This window comes from Acinetobacter sp. NEB149 (genome assembly GCF_012516415.1).
GTDB classification, from domain to species: domain Bacteria; phylum Pseudomonadota; class Gammaproteobacteria; order Pseudomonadales; family Moraxellaceae; genus Acinetobacter; species Acinetobacter lwoffii_V.
On the sequence record NZ_CP051208.1, the window covers coordinates 1,537,010 to 1,552,335 of the forward strand.

15 protein-coding genes and 1 pseudogene are annotated in these 15,326 nt (G+C 42.8%); 2 read left to right on the forward strand and 14 right to left on the reverse strand.

Going from position 1 to position 15,326, the window contains the following annotated elements; all coding sequences use genetic code 11:
• Positions 1-117 precede the first annotated feature (117 nt).
• The 3 genes from HGD77_RS07395 to HGD77_RS17140 are packed head-to-tail and all read right to left on the reverse strand — an operon-like array spanning position 118 to position 1,269.
• Complete coding sequence (locus HGD77_RS07395; RefSeq protein WP_004729800.1) at positions 118-504, reverse strand: AMP-binding protein; 387 nt, start codon at positions 502-504, stop codon at positions 118-120.
• Positions 505-539: 35 nt separating this feature from the next.
• Entirely contained in the window at positions 540-950 is a 411-nt protein-coding gene (locus tag HGD77_RS17135) for a thermostable hemolysin (RefSeq protein ID WP_004729798.1), read from the reverse strand.
• Entirely contained in the window at positions 928-1,269 is a 342-nt protein-coding gene (locus tag HGD77_RS17140) for a thermostable hemolysin (protein ID WP_168730767.1), read from the reverse strand. The genes HGD77_RS17135 and HGD77_RS17140 overlap by 23 nt, the downstream gene beginning before the upstream one ends.
• Positions 1,270-1,455: 186 nt before the next feature.
• On the opposite strand from HGD77_RS17140, the gene HGD77_RS07410 reads away from it, so the two are divergent.
• Together HGD77_RS07410 and HGD77_RS07415 are read left to right on the forward strand one after the other, a co-directional pair.
• Positions 1,456-1,842, forward strand: a complete 387-nt coding sequence (locus HGD77_RS07410; RefSeq protein ID WP_004729795.1) for a diacylglycerol kinase — start codon at positions 1,456-1,458, stop codon at positions 1,840-1,842.
• 39 nt (positions 1,843-1,881) lie between these two features.
• Positions 1,882-2,592: a phosphatase PAP2 family protein gene (locus HGD77_RS07415; RefSeq protein WP_168730768.1), complete on the forward strand. Its 711-nt coding sequence runs from the start codon at positions 1,882-1,884 to the stop codon at positions 2,590-2,592.
• Positions 2,593-2,619: 27 nt separating this feature from the next.
• Here the strand turns inward: HGD77_RS07415 and HGD77_RS07420 are convergent, their stop codons facing one another.
• From HGD77_RS07420 to HGD77_RS07470, 11 genes and pseudogenes are all read right to left on the reverse strand, one after another.
• A complete protein-coding gene (locus tag HGD77_RS07420) occupies positions 2,620-3,939 on the reverse strand; it encodes a sensor histidine kinase (RefSeq protein WP_168730769.1) in 1,320 nt (439 codons plus the stop codon).
• 5 nt (positions 3,940-3,944) lie between these two features.
• Positions 3,945-4,616 (reverse strand): response regulator transcription factor, encoded by a 672-nt coding sequence (locus tag HGD77_RS07425; RefSeq protein WP_168730770.1) that lies wholly within the window; start codon positions 4,614-4,616, stop codon positions 3,945-3,947.
• Between the two features lies 1 nt (position 4,617).
• The gene (locus HGD77_RS07430; RefSeq protein ID WP_168730771.1) at positions 4,618-6,303 is read right to left on the reverse strand and encodes a phosphoethanolamine transferase; all 1,686 of its coding nucleotides are present in this window, start codon (positions 6,301-6,303) and stop codon (positions 4,618-4,620) included.
• A gap of 235 nt (positions 6,304-6,538) precedes the next feature.
• A complete protein-coding gene (locus tag HGD77_RS07435) occupies positions 6,539-7,240 on the reverse strand; it encodes an IS1 family transposase (protein ID WP_004282341.1) in 702 nt (233 codons plus the stop codon).
• Between the two features lie 12 nt (positions 7,241-7,252).
• On the reverse strand, positions 7,253-8,458 hold the full coding sequence (locus tag HGD77_RS07440; protein WP_415877837.1) for an MgtC/SapB family protein: 1,206 nt from the start codon (positions 8,456-8,458) through the stop codon (positions 7,253-7,255).
• Positions 8,459-8,721: 263 nt separating this feature from the next.
• Positions 8,722-9,216 (reverse strand): flavin reductase, encoded by a 495-nt coding sequence (locus HGD77_RS07445; RefSeq protein ID WP_005246437.1) that lies wholly within the window; start codon positions 9,214-9,216, stop codon positions 8,722-8,724.
• Positions 9,217-9,308: 92 nt separating this feature from the next.
• Positions 9,309-10,352, reverse strand: a complete 1,044-nt coding sequence (locus HGD77_RS07450; RefSeq protein WP_086044852.1) for a methionine synthase — start codon at positions 10,350-10,352, stop codon at positions 9,309-9,311.
• A gap of 45 nt (positions 10,353-10,397) precedes the next feature.
• Positions 10,398-11,405, reverse strand: a pseudogene (locus HGD77_RS07455) (DUF1852 domain-containing protein).
• 448 nt (positions 11,406-11,853) lie between these two features.
• Positions 11,854-13,227, reverse strand: coding sequence for an amidohydrolase family protein (locus tag HGD77_RS07460; RefSeq protein WP_086044851.1), 1,374 nt, complete (start codon positions 13,225-13,227; stop codon positions 11,854-11,856).
• 43 nt (positions 13,228-13,270) lie between these two features.
• Entirely contained in the window at positions 13,271-14,191 is a 921-nt protein-coding gene (locus tag HGD77_RS07465) for an ABC transporter permease (RefSeq protein ID WP_004729775.1), read from the reverse strand.
• A gap of 33 nt (positions 14,192-14,224) precedes the next feature.
• Positions 14,225-15,322 carry an ABC transporter permease gene (locus HGD77_RS07470; RefSeq protein ID WP_005106992.1) on the reverse strand — a complete coding sequence of 366 codons (1,098 nt, stop codon included), beginning with the start codon at positions 15,320-15,322 and terminating at the stop codon, positions 14,225-14,227.
• Between the last annotated feature and the right edge of the window lie 4 nt (positions 15,323-15,326).

The window sequence follows — 15,326 nt, forward strand, 5'->3', positions numbered from 1 at the left end:
GTATTTCGTATAATGTATATTATGTTAAATACAAGTTAAATAAGATACACTTAACCATAAGTTCATATCCTCCTTGTCCATAAAAGTGAATTTTGAAATTTTTAGAAGAAAATTGAATTAAATGGAAATCTCATCTCTACTCATGTCTTTAGCTAGATTTAACAGCCATTCTGGTGCAGAGAAAGATTCATCCAGAATACAGAGCAGCTCGGTTCGGCTGTCGGAAAGCAGATGCCGTACCTGCGCTGCAGTAAAAAACAGAGGCACCGGAATCACGGTCATGCCGGCTTTTTGTGCGGCAAGATCGACCACAATCCAGTCGATGCTGTTCACGCCCCATAAGGTCAGACGTCGCAGATTAAGCTGCATGAAACTGGCACTCAATAATTCTATCCGCCGTTGTAGTTCCGCATAGCTCAGTGTTGCCTGTGCGGTAACCACAGCTTCTCGCTGCGGATACTGGTGTGCTTGTAGGCTGATACGTTCAAATAAAGCAGTCATCATTTAAATTCTGTGCCTCGGTAATCAAGCAAAATGCTTTAATGACTAAATTGATAAAGTTGACGAGCGACTTGTAAGGCCTCTGCCACATCAATCGCCAGCACATAAGGTTTCTGCTGGTAATAGCTGCCCCACAGGTGCTGTGCATCTCCTAGGACTTGCGGATCAGCCTTTTCAAGCACATGAAAACGTAATCCCATCTGTTGCAACACATAACGTACTGCAGTTGTTCCGGTACATACTGCCCATTCGATGTGTTGCTGCGAGAGATGAAAAACCAGAAAGGCCACCATCAGTTTGGCTTTGTCCATATCTAGTGCTGCCAGATTGCCAATTTCTACTACTTTGTCTCGGCTGACCGTGGTCTGGCTGAGCTTGCCAAGAATATTTTCAATTGGTTCATCGAGATACTGTTCCAGAAAGGCATTAAATTGATTTAAATGCTGCATTCACCACCTGCATCTCGGCACCGTGATAACTGGCAAACAGGGTCGAAGAGAAGCTCGATACAGTGGCCTGATGGACTTGCTGATATTTTTCCTGAATAAAATGTTCCAGGCTACGGCGTTCAGGTGTCTCGCTTTGTTCTACAGTTTTGACCGTCAAATGTAGCGATTGATCCTGTGCTGAAATTACCGGATACGCCGGAGGTACTTGTACTAAAAATTTATTGTGATGGATTTGTTTTTTATATTCAGGCTGCTTGAAATATGTATTTAGAAAGTGAATCTGACTAGATAAATAAGGATCAAAACTGAACTTGATCATTTGGCTCACACCACGAAATTAACTTGCTACTCAAGATAGAAGTCCAAACTTAAAAAATTCTTAATTTTGTGCAAAAGAATGTAAAAGCTGTGTGTATAAAAAATCCAGAGAACGGCCGGTTTTTTAAGAACATTTTAAGATTGAAAATTTAAGTTAATCCTATCTCTTGTTAACTGAAACTGTTCTATGTCTTCCTACCGCTCACCTTATAAAGGCACCTCAGGAACGCAGCGTATTTTTAATGCGACCCGTTATTCCCTGGCTGGTTTTAAAACCGCCTTTCAAAATGAGGCTGCCTTCCGGCAAATTCTGTTGATCAACCTTATTTTGATTCCTCTAAGTTTTTGGATGCCGGTTAGTCCAGCTGAGCAAGCGCTGATGGTCGCCGTATGCCTACTGGCGTTGATCATTGAACTGATTAACTCAGCGATAGAGGCAGTGGTAGACCGTATTTCCATGGAACGGCATGAACTGTCTAAAAATGCCAAGGATATGGGCAGTGCGGCTCAGTTTGTAGCACTCAGTTTAATTGCTCTGACCTGGGGCATCATTTTGGCTGGTCATTTGATTTGACCTCTGCTCTTGCTACTGCCTGAAATGGACAACTTAAAAATGATCACTGACCGTTCCCGGTTTTTACTGACCCAAACTTTACTTTTGATCTTCAGTTTTTTGATTCTTCTCAACTTCTTTGACATTGGAGGAGTGCTGGACTTACAGCTCATCTATCCCTTTATCGATGATCATGGTCAATTTCCCCTTCGACAACAATGGGCACTGGCAGAACTCAATCATCGCTATGTGAAAGACCTGCTGATTCTGGTGTATATCACATTATTGCTGGGCTGGCTGGCATCACTGAAATGGCAGAACTGGCATATACGGCGCTGGGAATTTGGCTATTTTTTTAGCATGGTAGTGCTGACCACAGCCTCAATCGGAATTTTAAAATCCCAGTCGGCCCATGCCTGTCCCTGGAATATGGTTATTCCCACTTATGATGGTATTTTATGGGATTTTAGTGCTACTGCGGGCCACTGTTTTCCTGGAGGGCATGCATCTAGTGGTTTTGCGTTGATGGCTGGTTATTTTGTTTATCGCATTTCTAACCGCAAGCGGGCTTATTTTCTTCTGATCGCTGCAGTAATTTTAGGGTTGACCATGGGCTGGGCACAAATGATGCGCGGAGCACATTTCCTGAGTCATAATTTATGGACTGGCTGGATTATCTGGTGCATGAATATTATCGGCTATGCGTTGTTTAGCCATAAACTGCCGATAGAAAAGACCACTCCTATACTCTCTAGTATCAGGCAACCTTAACTCCAAAAAAACCAGAAGCTTATTCGCTTAGGCTTCGATTAAAGGAAGCTTGACCTGTACACAAAGGCCACTCAGATTGGTACTTCGCGAAAATTCCAGTGTTCCACCCAAGCGCTCGGTGGCTTTATCTACAATGGATAAACCCAAACCGCTGCCAATTTCTGCATGGTTATGTATCCGGTAGAAGCGTTGCCGGATCTGATTGAATTGAGCAGGATCTATCCCTGCCCCACTGTCTTCAATTTGTAAAACCGCCTGCTGGCCTTGCTGGAAAATTGATACATTGATCACGCCATCCTTCGGACTGTATTTAATTGCATTATCAATTAAATTATAAATAATCGAGTGCAAAGCTGAAACCTGGCCCTGAATCTGCAGTTCCTGTTGCTGTTCTACGCCCAAATCAATGTCTTTCTGTAGCGCCAATTGAATTAGTTCTTCGATACAGGTGACTGTCATCTGATTCAGTGATAACAATTGAACAGGCTCACTCAAACCTTCGGTCACCTCCTGTTTGGCCAGACTCAATAACTGGTTGACCAGATGCTGCATACGCAAAATGCCTTGGCTCAAATTATGGATAGACTCGCTCTGCGGAAACTGCTGTAGCAAAATTTGTACCTGTAAATTCAAAGCCGTCAGTGGCGTGCGTAATTCATGGGCAGAATCTGCTACAAATTGACGTTGTTCCTGTTGGGCCAGAGAAATGCGACCAAACAAATAATTCATTTCCTGAATGGTCGGTTCCAGCTCTAAGGGATAATCTTTCATTGCAATTGGCTTTAAGTCTTGTGCCTTGCGGCTGGCCAATTCAGTTTTAAAATCATTAAGGGGCTGAAAATTTTTCCGGATCATCCAGCCTAAACCGAATAATGCAAAAGGTAAAAAAAGCACATAAGGAAGAAACATATTGGCTGCCAGCTCCAGAGCCAGTTCCTGCCGGACATTTTGCTGCTGGCTCACCTGAATCTGTAATTGCTTACCAGGAATAATATAAGTTAACCAGGTTCCATACGGCGTTTGATGCTTGTAGAAACCTGCTTTCCTGACCGGTGCCACCAGAACATCCTGCGGATGCAAGGAAGTGGCTGTATCTGTATAGGACCAGATATCTACAAATAAATCTTCTTCACTGTATTGTTTGGCTAGATCGATTTGGCTTTGCAGAGGTTGTAGATGATTTTCTGCAATGCGCTCGGCCAGACTTTGCATCTGCTTATCCAGCACCTCGTTAATTTCTTCGAGCGCAATCCGGTATGCAGCAAAGATCAGCACACAGCCCAGCACCACGCTAAACAGTGAAATATAAATAACTAGACGTTTTTGCAAGGAATAACGTTTCTGCATGGCGCTCATCCTAAGCGATACCCTAGCCCACGTATGGTACGGATGAAGTCTTTTCCTAATTTTGCCCGCAGATGATGGATATAGACTTCTACCGTATTACTACTGACATCACTGTCAAAGTCATAAAGCTTGTCTTCCAGATCATTCTTAGAAAAAATTTTATTCGGATGATTTAACATGACCATTAAGATTGACCATTCCCGGTTGGATAATTCTATAGCCTGTCCATTAAACAGAGCGATATGCTGCTCCAGATCTAGTTCCAAACCGCTGTGTGATAATTTCTTATTCGTATCTATCCCGGTATTTTTTAAACCACTACGGCGTATTAAGGCATGAATACGGGCCAGCAACTCGTCAAATTCATAAGGCTTGATTAAATAGTCATCTGCTCCCTGATTCAGCCCATCCACCCGGTTTTGTAACTGATCCCGGGCGGAGATAATCAGCACCGGTAAATTCGGAAACTTCTGCCGGATATTTTTTAGCACCAGCATGCCATCCATCATCGGCAAGCCTAAATCGAGCAGGATAATATCGTAGACCTGCTGCTGTAACTGTTTTAAACCCTCAATCCCATTATTGACCCAATGCACATCAAACTGATGCAGCTTGAGCAATGTTTCAGTCGACTCGGCAATCATAAAGTCGTCTTCAATAATTAGTATTTTATGCATTTCAAGCTCTGTTCTTTAAGGATGGTGAGCATTGTGCAAGCATATCATTTTTAGCTTCAATCACTTGCGTTTTTATATCCAGCAAGCTTAATAAGCTGGGGAAAAGATGATCCTGACTACGGGCCTGTTCGGTCTGTCCTTTGAGACAGCTGACCTGCTGGGTATTCTGCTGCTTCCAGGCATCGGAGAACCACATCAGCATCGGGACATGGGTTTGCTGGGTCGGCGCCATACTATAAGGTGCACCATGCAGGTATAAACCATGCTCTCCGGTGGATTCTCCATGATCAGACAGGTACCAGAAACCGGTTTGATATTGAGTTTGCTGCTTTAAAGTTTCAACGATCTGGGCAAGAACATGGTCTGTATATACAATCGAATTATCATAGCTATTCTTTAATTCTTCTGTACTGCAGCCCTGAATGGCATTGCTATTACAGGTTGGTTGAAATGGTTGATACGGCGTTTTGGAACGCTTGAAATATGCGGGGCCATGACTGCCCATCTGATGCAGTACAATTAATTGTGGTTTCGGGTTGTTTTTATCCAGATGCGCCAGATAATCTTTCAGGCTATCCACCAGGATTTCATCAAAACATTCACCACCAGCATCACACCACTTCTGTTTCAGTTGCGTCGGAATCTGATATTTTTGTACTCGGTCACAGGCGCCTTTACAGCCTGAGTTATTATCAATCCATGTCACCTGATAACCGGCGCGCTGGGCAATATCCAGTAAACCTTCACGGTGGCTGGCGAGCTGTTCATCATAGGTTTCACGTGACATGCCCGAAAACATACACGGGACTGAAACGGCTGTTGCAGTTCCGCAAGAGCTGACCTGATTGAAATTAATCACCGCTAACTTGCTCAGTTCAGGATTAGTATTACGCGCATAGCCATTTAAGGCAAAACTCTCGGCACGTGCAGTTTCTCCCACTACCAGCACCATTAATTTGGGATGCTCCTGCATTTGAGCCTGCTGTAGCAGATGTGCATCTTCGCCAAAAGTCACCAAAGGCAAATTTGCTTTAGGTGCTTTCTTTTTATAATAGGACAAGGTAGACGCGATGCTGTTTTGTGGAGAAAGCATTCCCTTCAGATCACGATGCTCGCGGAAGATAGCAGCATAATCGACATAGAAACAGAACAATAAGCCTAGAATCAGTCCGAGTGAGACTACACTGCTCAAGCCTTTTTGTAAGATTTTACGCCCCAGCGATACAGGCTGAATTTGAAGCATCCAGACGATGCCGAGTGGAAATATTACAAACCCCAGTGTCCAGATGACCAGTCGCATTGACCAAAGATCACGGACTTCACGGGCATCAGTTTGCAGCATATTCTGGATCTGGTCAGGCGTAATAACGACCCCCAGACTATTGACAAAATAAGCACTAAAACCACCCAGAATGATCAGGACACTGGCCAGTATTTTGGCGTTCCATTTCCAGTTCAGCCACTGTAATACCAAGTTGTAAAAGGCAATGATGATCAATGCCGTGGCGGCCAGTAACAGACCTGCTTTCAGATTGGCATAAGGCGTAAATTCATGAATTTTCTGATAGAAAGCAAAGTTTAAGATCAGTCCTAGCCAAATAGCGAGCAACATATTGAAGCCTGAAAGACTAATCGACTTTTTAGGTCGCTGACTAAAAAAAGACGAATGGGAAAACAGCTTCAGCATGATCCGTGGCTCAAAGACTTTAAGATGCTTTAGCCTAGAATCTGAAACTTAAAAATGGCTTAAAATGACTGGATCATTTTATAATATATGCAAACCAGCTCCCTTTTATTTCAAACTCAGAAGAATAAAGATAAGCCCTAACATATGTAGAATTTGGCTAGGCGCGAAATACAGAAAAAACTTCCATCCCCCAGTCACAAAAGAATTGGGTGGTGTTTCAAAAAGTATGCTGGCATTAAACGAATCCATTATTGATATAAAAGAACACTAAATCAAAGGCTTTGAAATGATTTTCAAGCTTTTTGGAGAAGTTGCAGCTTCTCCTAAAGCCTCGCCTGATTCGATGCCGTAATCGACAATTATTGCCTTCTATACCCACAGTGAAAAATTTACCAATCAACTGTTTGCATTCTTTAAAGGTCGTAACAAAGCTATCCCAATGGTCACTTGATATACATGTATAGCTTACACCTAACTGCTTCAATTTTAATTTAAGTCGTTTTGCAGTGGCTAAATCTCGGTTACCCCATACATAAGCAACAATTTCACCTGTTTCTCGATGATAGGCATAAATTAGCCATTGTTTATTTTGCTTATGACCAACAAAAGTCCAAAACTCATCTACTTCAAGGGTTTCATAATGACTTTGCTGTGCTCGAAGTTGATATTTTGATTGGCTAAGTGTCCGTAGAACTTTACCGATACTTACTCTTTCAATTTCTGCTATATCCCTGACACCACTGCCTCGCACCATGAGGTGTAATATTTTGGTTTTGATACCTGAGTGACAGCCTTGATAACTGAGAGCATGATCACCAATAAATTGACGTCTGCATATTTTACATTGGTAATTTTGCTTACCATCTACTTTTGTGCCATTTTTCTTTATACTGTCACTTAGGCAGGCTGGACACTTGATTTCTAGAGTTATTCGCATTTCTCTATTTTATCAAAATCCAACCTGCTTTTTTTCAGCATACTTTTTGAAACACCACCAAGAATTGATACTTTTAGACACCGCATGTGCCGCAAGTCCAATCATGACAGCATAAATTAAAGTCAGGTTATGAGGATTTCCCTGTATCACTACACCTGCTACAGCAGCATGCACTTCAAATAAAGAGGCTAAAAAAGTACCTAAGATTAAGCCGCTATCTCCCAGTAAAAGATTCGCGCCGTAAATCCCAGCCTGGATTAAGGTCAAACTGACCGCAATAATCACCGCTTCTTTGATACTGAACATTCGACTATCAATTTCTTGTATTTCATTGATGGTCGTACTGTTATCCGCTTGGGGAGTTCGATAAATCAAGAATCCGGCTGCAATACATAAAATTCCGATCCCCACCAAACTCGGAATCAGCAGGAACTTGAACCACTCTACGCTCACTCCCAGAACAATCAGCAAGAGCTGTAATAAGGTGGCAATACAGGAGATCAATCCGGCGCCTGCATTTAATTTTGCACTGGCCCGCCCGGATCGGACTTGCATGCCCAAACTGGCAATCGTGGCCGTACTGGAGACAAATCCCGAGGCTAAGGCAGATAAAATGAGAGCCTTATCATTGGATAGGATTCGTTTTGCCACATGTGCCATGGACTGCACAATCAAGATTAAAATGAGTAGTTTAAGGATGATATAGGGATTCAGTACGGCGCCCCACAAGGGCTTATTGGGCATGACCGGCAACGCAATCAATATCAAAGCCAATAAAAGTAAGCCATCTCTTAACTCATAGCTTTGGATCGTTTTTCCGGCAAATTGATGCAGTGTCTGTTTGCCCATCAGGATGATCGTAAGTAGAACCGCCATCCCTGCAGCCAGTGGGATATTCCACACACAAATAGCGCCAATGATATAGGTCATCAAAAAAGCCAGTTCAGTGGTAGAGCCGATATCCTGCTTCTGTTGAAACAGGCTATACACACAAAACAGGCTGACCGCGACGGTTCCTATTACTCCAATATAGAGATGCAAAAGGAAACATGAAGCACCCAATAAAGCTGTAATCGTAAATGATCTTAATCCTGCAAAACTCTGCTCATGGTTATTGTTTTTATGACGTTCACGCTCAAGTCCAATTAAAAGCCCACAGCCTAATGCCGACAGCATGATGGTCAGTAATTCCTGAAAAGATAAACTTTGCAAAAGCATATTCAAGAGCATTCACCTTGTGTCATCCAGTGACAGTGCGTATTTTTAGTATATAAACAGTTTTTTAAAGCAGCCCATCAATTTAACCGCTGTATCTTTAAATTCTGGGCTATAGATAGCTGTAAATTATTGGATCAGTCTGCCATTCATCCTTATTTATGGTTTACATAATTCCCTATTCTTAGTAGACCATTTTAATCAAAATTAAAAAAGTTAATCAGGTTTTAAATCTAAAATATTTTAATCCTACATCAGCTCCAGGATTAGACAGACTCTGTTTCCCCGACCTGATGATAGGCACGATTAAAATAAACCAGGGCTTGATCTTCCTGATTCTGTTGAATGGCAACAATCGGACAAATCAAAATCGTATGTGTACCAACTTCCTGGATCTGCCCAATTTCACAATCAAAGCTCACCAGTGCATCTTGAAGTACAGGAGAACCTGTTTCTAATTCAGTCCACTCACCCTGTTCAAATCGTTGTTCAGAACTGAATTTTGAAGATGCAAAAACATTTGAAAGATGCGCTCGATCTGCACTGAGTACATTTACGCACAGCACTTTATTTTCAACAAAGTTGATATAAGAACGCGATGATTTATTCATACAAACCAACAATGTCGGTGGTGTATCGGTCACGCTACACACGGCAGACGCAGTAAAACCATGACGACCTGAATCGCCCATCGTGGTCACTACATTCACTGCACTTGTTAATAAAGACATTGCGTTTCTAAAGTCTGTCGCTTCAACCATCACCGTATTCCAATATTCAGCTTTTTATAAAGAGCGTTATATCACTCAAATGATACTTTCAATCTTTTAAAAGCATCATGGATTCACTTTAATTAGCGAGATAATTCCTGACGAATAATCTCAGCACCTGCACTGAGTGCATTGAGTTTGCCACGAGCCACTTGGCGACCAAGTGGTGCCATGCCACAGTTGGTTGATGGATAGAGTTTGTCTGCATCCACAAACTGAAGTGCTTTACGCAACGTATTTGCCACTTCTTCAGCTGTTTCAATTTGATTACTTGCGACATCAATCGCACCGACCATGACTTTTTTACCATGAATCAACTCAATCAAATCCATCGGAACACGTGAGTTATGGCATTCGAGCGACACAATATCAATTTTTGATTTTTGCAGTTTCGGAAATGCTTCTTCGTACTGACGCCATTCTGAGCCTAAGGTCTTTTTCCAATCGGTATTGGCTTTAATACCATAACCATAGCAAATGTGTACCGCAGTTTCACACTTCAAGCCTTCAAGTGCACGCTCTAAAGTTGCCACACCCCAGTCATTCACTTCATCGAAGAACACGTTAAATGCAGGTTCATCAAACTGGATGATATCCACGCCAGCCGCTTCAAGCTCGCGAGCTTCCTGATTCAGGATCTTGGCAAATTCCCAAGCCAGTTTTTCACGGCTCTTGTAGTGACCGTCATATAGCGTATCAATCATGGTCATTGGACCAGGCAGTGCCCATTTAATCGGTTGATCTGTGAGAGAACGTAAGAATTTGGCATCTTCAACAAAGACAGGTTTTTGACGAGAAACTTCACCCACGACTGATGGAACGCTCGCTTCATAACGGTCACGGATTTTGACCGTTTCACGCTGATTGAAGTCAACGCCTTCAAGGTGCTCAATAAATGTCGTCACAAAATGCTGACGGGTTTGTTCACCATCGCTGACAATATCAATGCCTGCCTGCTGTTGTTCATGCAGTGACAAACGCAGTGCATCTTGTTTTGCATCCAATAATTCCTGGCCTTCCAATTTCCAGGGTGACCAAAGTTTTTCAGGTTCTGCTAGCCAAGACGGTTTCGGTAAGCTGCCAGCAGTTGATGTTGGGAGTAGCTTTTTAGGTTGTAAAAGTGCCATGTCTAATCTTCTATCTCTATATTCGTAAAATAATAATGTTGTGTATTAAGCAGCGCGTTCTTGGTCAGCAGTAGTTTTGATTGTGAATTCTGCGGCCCATTGCTCCAGAATGTCTTTATAAGGCTGGATAAAGTGTTCTTCCGCCCACTTCCCTTGCTTCACTGCCAATTGACCACGCTCAACACGGTCATACACAATTTGAGTCAATGAATAATCTGGGTACTCAAGGCTGGGTTGATACACCTGACCCGCAGCAGAATTCGCATTATAAATTTCAGGACGGTAAATCTTTTGGAAGCTTTCCATGGTGCTGATCGCACTGATCAACTCCAGATCGGTATAATCACGTAATAAATCACCTGCGAAATAAAATGCTAAAGGTGCAGCAGCATTTTCAGGTTTGAAATAACGGACGGTTAAGCCCATTTTGGCGAAGTATTCATCGGTACGTGAATACTCATCATTTTTATATTCCACACCCAATACAGGATGTACATTCGCTGTACGGTAGTAAGTTTTCGAGGTTGAAACGCTCAAACAAATCACCGGCTGTTTTTTAAATTCTGCTTTAAATACTTCAGAATTGACGAGATATTGATAAAGCTTGCCGTGTAAATCACCAAAATTTTCTGGCTTGGTCGAGGCTGGATTTTTCTTGATATGTTCAGGAAGTACCACGCTAAAATCATAATCGCGGACATAAGACGAGAAACTGTTGCCAATCATGCCATCAATACGCTGATTGGTTTGATGATCAATAATCGTGATTTTTAAAGTTTCAATTGCAGGGAACTTTTTGCCATTTCCTTCAATATCCAGGTCAACTGAAATAATATCGATTTCAACTGAATAACGATCTGCTTTTGGATTATCCCAATGTGCCAATGCATTAAAACGGTTATTGATCATTCGTAGAGTGTTACGCAAATTCTGTTCGCGACTTTCGCCACGTGCCAAATTGGCAAAGTTCGTCGTCAGACGTGTGCTATCTGCAGGTTAATAGTTTTCGTCAAAACGAATGCGCTTAATTGAACATGCAAACTTTTTACTCATTGTGATTCACTACCCTAAGTTCTAATAACCAAATTTCTGAATAAGCCTAGTTATACGTGAACCTTAAGATGAATAAAAATGATTTAAAATCAATGAAAAGTGAATATTACTCATGATTGGTTGTTCTTAAGATATCAAGATCACTTAATGAAGAAAAATATGAAAGATTTTTTCTATGAAATTTTAGGGTTTAATAGATGATAAAATAATGAATATTAATAACTTAAGATAAATTCTATCGAATATTAAGTGGATGAAATTGAGGGGTAAATTCAAAGAATGGTTTTATAGCTTATTAGATGCAATTTAGAAGTGAATGAATGAAACTCATCTAAAGATTAGAAAATATCAGTCTATTCACTCTGTTTAATTTCATTTAAATCATTCGTTAGAAAGGCGTCTGAGGTCACCCCACTATCAATGAATAACCTCAACCCCCACGTAAATCTTAAAATTCTTCCCGCTGTAATTCATTCACCGTTTGCCCCTGCTTTGCAAACCACTGATCACGACGTTCAAACAAGCGTGGCGCCGCCTGATTCACTTGATCAATTAGAGCCTGTAAATCGGCATTGATCAAACGGCCATTTTTAACCACAGTCTGTCCCGCCACCATCGTCATCACGACATCTTGGCCTTGAACTGCATGGACTAAATTGGTATGCAAATTAAATAATTTTCTATGATCAATCAACGGCGTCATCCGCGGTGTATCCAGTTTCACCGCAATCAGGTCGGCCTGTTTGCCGACTTCCAATGAACCAATTTCATCTTGCATACCCAAGGCTTTAGCTCCTGTAATCGTAGCCATTTGACAGACTGACCAGGCATCCAGGGCGGCCGCATCCAGCGAAGAAAATTTGGCCAGCAATGATGCCGTTTTCATTTCTTCAAATAGATCCAGGTTATTGTTTTCTTTTTCTCCGTCAGTACCCAAACCCACCGCAACGCCTTGACGTAGCATTTCAACGACAGGCGCTGCACCGGAAGCCAACTTCATGTTGGAAATAGGATTGTGCGCAACCCCTACCGCATGTCGCCTTAAAATCTGAATTTCATTTGCATCTGTCCAGACGCAATGTGCCAACAAAGTTTTAGGCAGATCTAGCAAGCCCAGTTTTTGCAGACTCTCAATTGGGCGAATACCTGAACGGCGCAGGTTTTCCTGTACATCAAATTGGCTTTCATTGCTGTGGGTATGAAAACCGGTTTGATAATCCTGACAAAGTTTCTCAATGAGGCTTAATGCTGAAGCTTCAGCATAAAACAGGTGCTCTAAACCCACCCAAACCTGAATACGTCCATTCGCCTGCTGATGCCAACGGTTGATTAAAGCCTCATTACTTTTTAAGGTTTCAAAATAATTGTGATCCGGATGTTCCGCGACATAAGGTACTAGAACGGCACGAATTCCCAATGCTTGCGCAGCTTCAGCACTTCCGTCCATATAACGCCACATATCAACGATGGTGGTCGTTCCCGACAATAGTGCCTCGGCATAACATAAATAGGAGGCGATTTTCGCATCCTCTGGTGTCAACACCCGGTGCATCGGGTCAATATACTGCTGTAACCAATCCCAAACCGGTAATCCTTCAGCCGTACCACGCAATAAACCGGAATGACAATGGGTATTGATCAAGCCCGGCATCAGGATCTTTTGTGGGTAATCTTCAATGAGCACCTCTGGATAGCATTGAGTTAACTGTGCCAATGTACCCACTGCTTTTATTTTGTCACCATCAATCAGTATCGCGCCATTTTTAATACATTCATTCTGCGTGTTCATGGTAAGGACATAGGAAGCTGTTAAAATTTTCATGATTTATACTCAAATCTATTCTATTTATGATGAATGGCTGCGGTTATGGCACGAAGGTTTTGCCTAAAGAAGATGGCAAATTCATTTTGAGTACTTTTTTATTCCGTGAAATCATGACCAGTACCACAATGGTGGCTATATAGGGCAATGCGGCAAGCAGCTCGTTCGGCACCTTGATTCCAAGCGCCTGGGCGTGAAATTGCAAAATGGTTACGCCCCCAAACAGGTAAGCGCCGAGCATTAAACGTGTTGGTTTCCACACCGCAAATACTACCAGTGCAATGGCAATCCAGCCGCGGCCTGCCACCATATTTTCAATCCACATCGGGGTATATACGGTCGATAAAAATGCTCCGCCAACCCCTGCCATCAAACCGCCAAATAGCACTGCGCCATAACGAATCGCCAACACGTGATAACCCATGGCATGCGCACTTTCCGGTGATTCTCCGACTGCTTTAAGCAATAAGCCCAAACGGGTTTTGGCCAAGACAAACCACACCAGAAAGAAGACCAAGATTGACAGATAAACCACATAGTTTTGCTGGAACAAAATCGGACCCAATACTGGAATATCCGCTAATAGTGGAATATTAAAATTAGCCAGACCCGGTAAAGCCATACTGACGTAGTTCTGTCCCAAAAATGCAGAGATACCGAGTCCAAAAATGGTTAAAGCCAAACCGCACGCGGATTGATTGGTACTTAAAGACAAGGTAAAAAAGGCAAAAATCAGGGCCATCAGCATGCCTGCCAGACCACCCATCAATAAGGCACTTAATACACTGGCATCATATTGCGCAGCAAAAGCAAAACCTGCAATTGCACCGACCAGCATCATCCCTTCTACTCCAAGATTAATCACACCTGTCCGCTGTGTGACCAATTCCCCCAGACCTGCGAAAATCAGTGGTGTTGCTGCTGCAACAGTACCTGCAAGAATTGCAGTTATTTCTAAAGCCATATCATGCTTCCTTTTGCTGTAGACAACATTGGGTTAGAGGGTGGTTGCTGTGGACTGAGGGACCGGTGGCACCATTTTTTTGCTAAACCGGTAACGGTTTTCAATTAATGCATCGGAAGCCAACAGGAAAAATAACAGCAGGCCCTGGAAAATACCGGTAATCGCGACCGGAAGCTGCAACTGCATTTGTGCCATTTCGCCGCCCAGATAAATCAGCGCCATAAAACAGCCTGACAGCACAATACCGATTGGGTTTAAACGCCCTAGATAGGCCACGATAATCGCTGCATAGCCATAACCTGGGGACAGGTTCGGATTCAGCTGACCAATAGGTCCAGCCACTTCACAGATTCCGGCAATACCTGCCATCATTCCGGAAATCACCAGACTCATCCAGATCGCTTTGGAGGAAGAAAAACCTGCGTATTTGGCAGCTAAAGGTGCCTGACCGCTGACTTCCAGTTTATAGGCCGTCAGACTTTTACGCATAAAAACCCAAAACAGAAGGACTGCAAAAAAAGTGATAAAAATAGAGGCATTAATGCGTGTGCCTTCTACAATGAATGGCAGCGTCGCACTCTCACTAAAAACCACCGATTGTGGGAAGTTCATCCCTTCCGGATCACGCCAAGGACCGTTGACCAGGTATAGCAACACACATACTGCGACATAATTCATCATCAGGGTGGTCAGGGTTTCTTCAGCATTAAAATGGGTTTTCAGTAAGGCAGGAATTGCACCCCAGAGTGCCCCACCAAGTGCGCCCATGACGATCATTAACGAGAGAACCCACCAACCGATTTGATCATGAAATAAAATCGCAATACCACCGCCAAAAATTGCCCCGATGGTAAGCTGACCTTCAGCACCAATATTGAATAATTTGGCTCGAAATCCAACCGCCAGCCCCAAGGCAATCAGAATCAGAGGCCCGGCTTTCACTGCCAGTTCACTCCAACCATAAGATGATGTCAGCGGTTCAATAAAGAAGATGTACATGGCTTGCGCGGGATTAATGCCCAACATTAAAAACAGAATACTACCGACAATCAGCATGGCCAGCAGCGCAATGAGCGGTGAAAGCCACTTCATGATTTGAGATGGATGTTCACGCGGTTCCAGTAAATGCATGTTG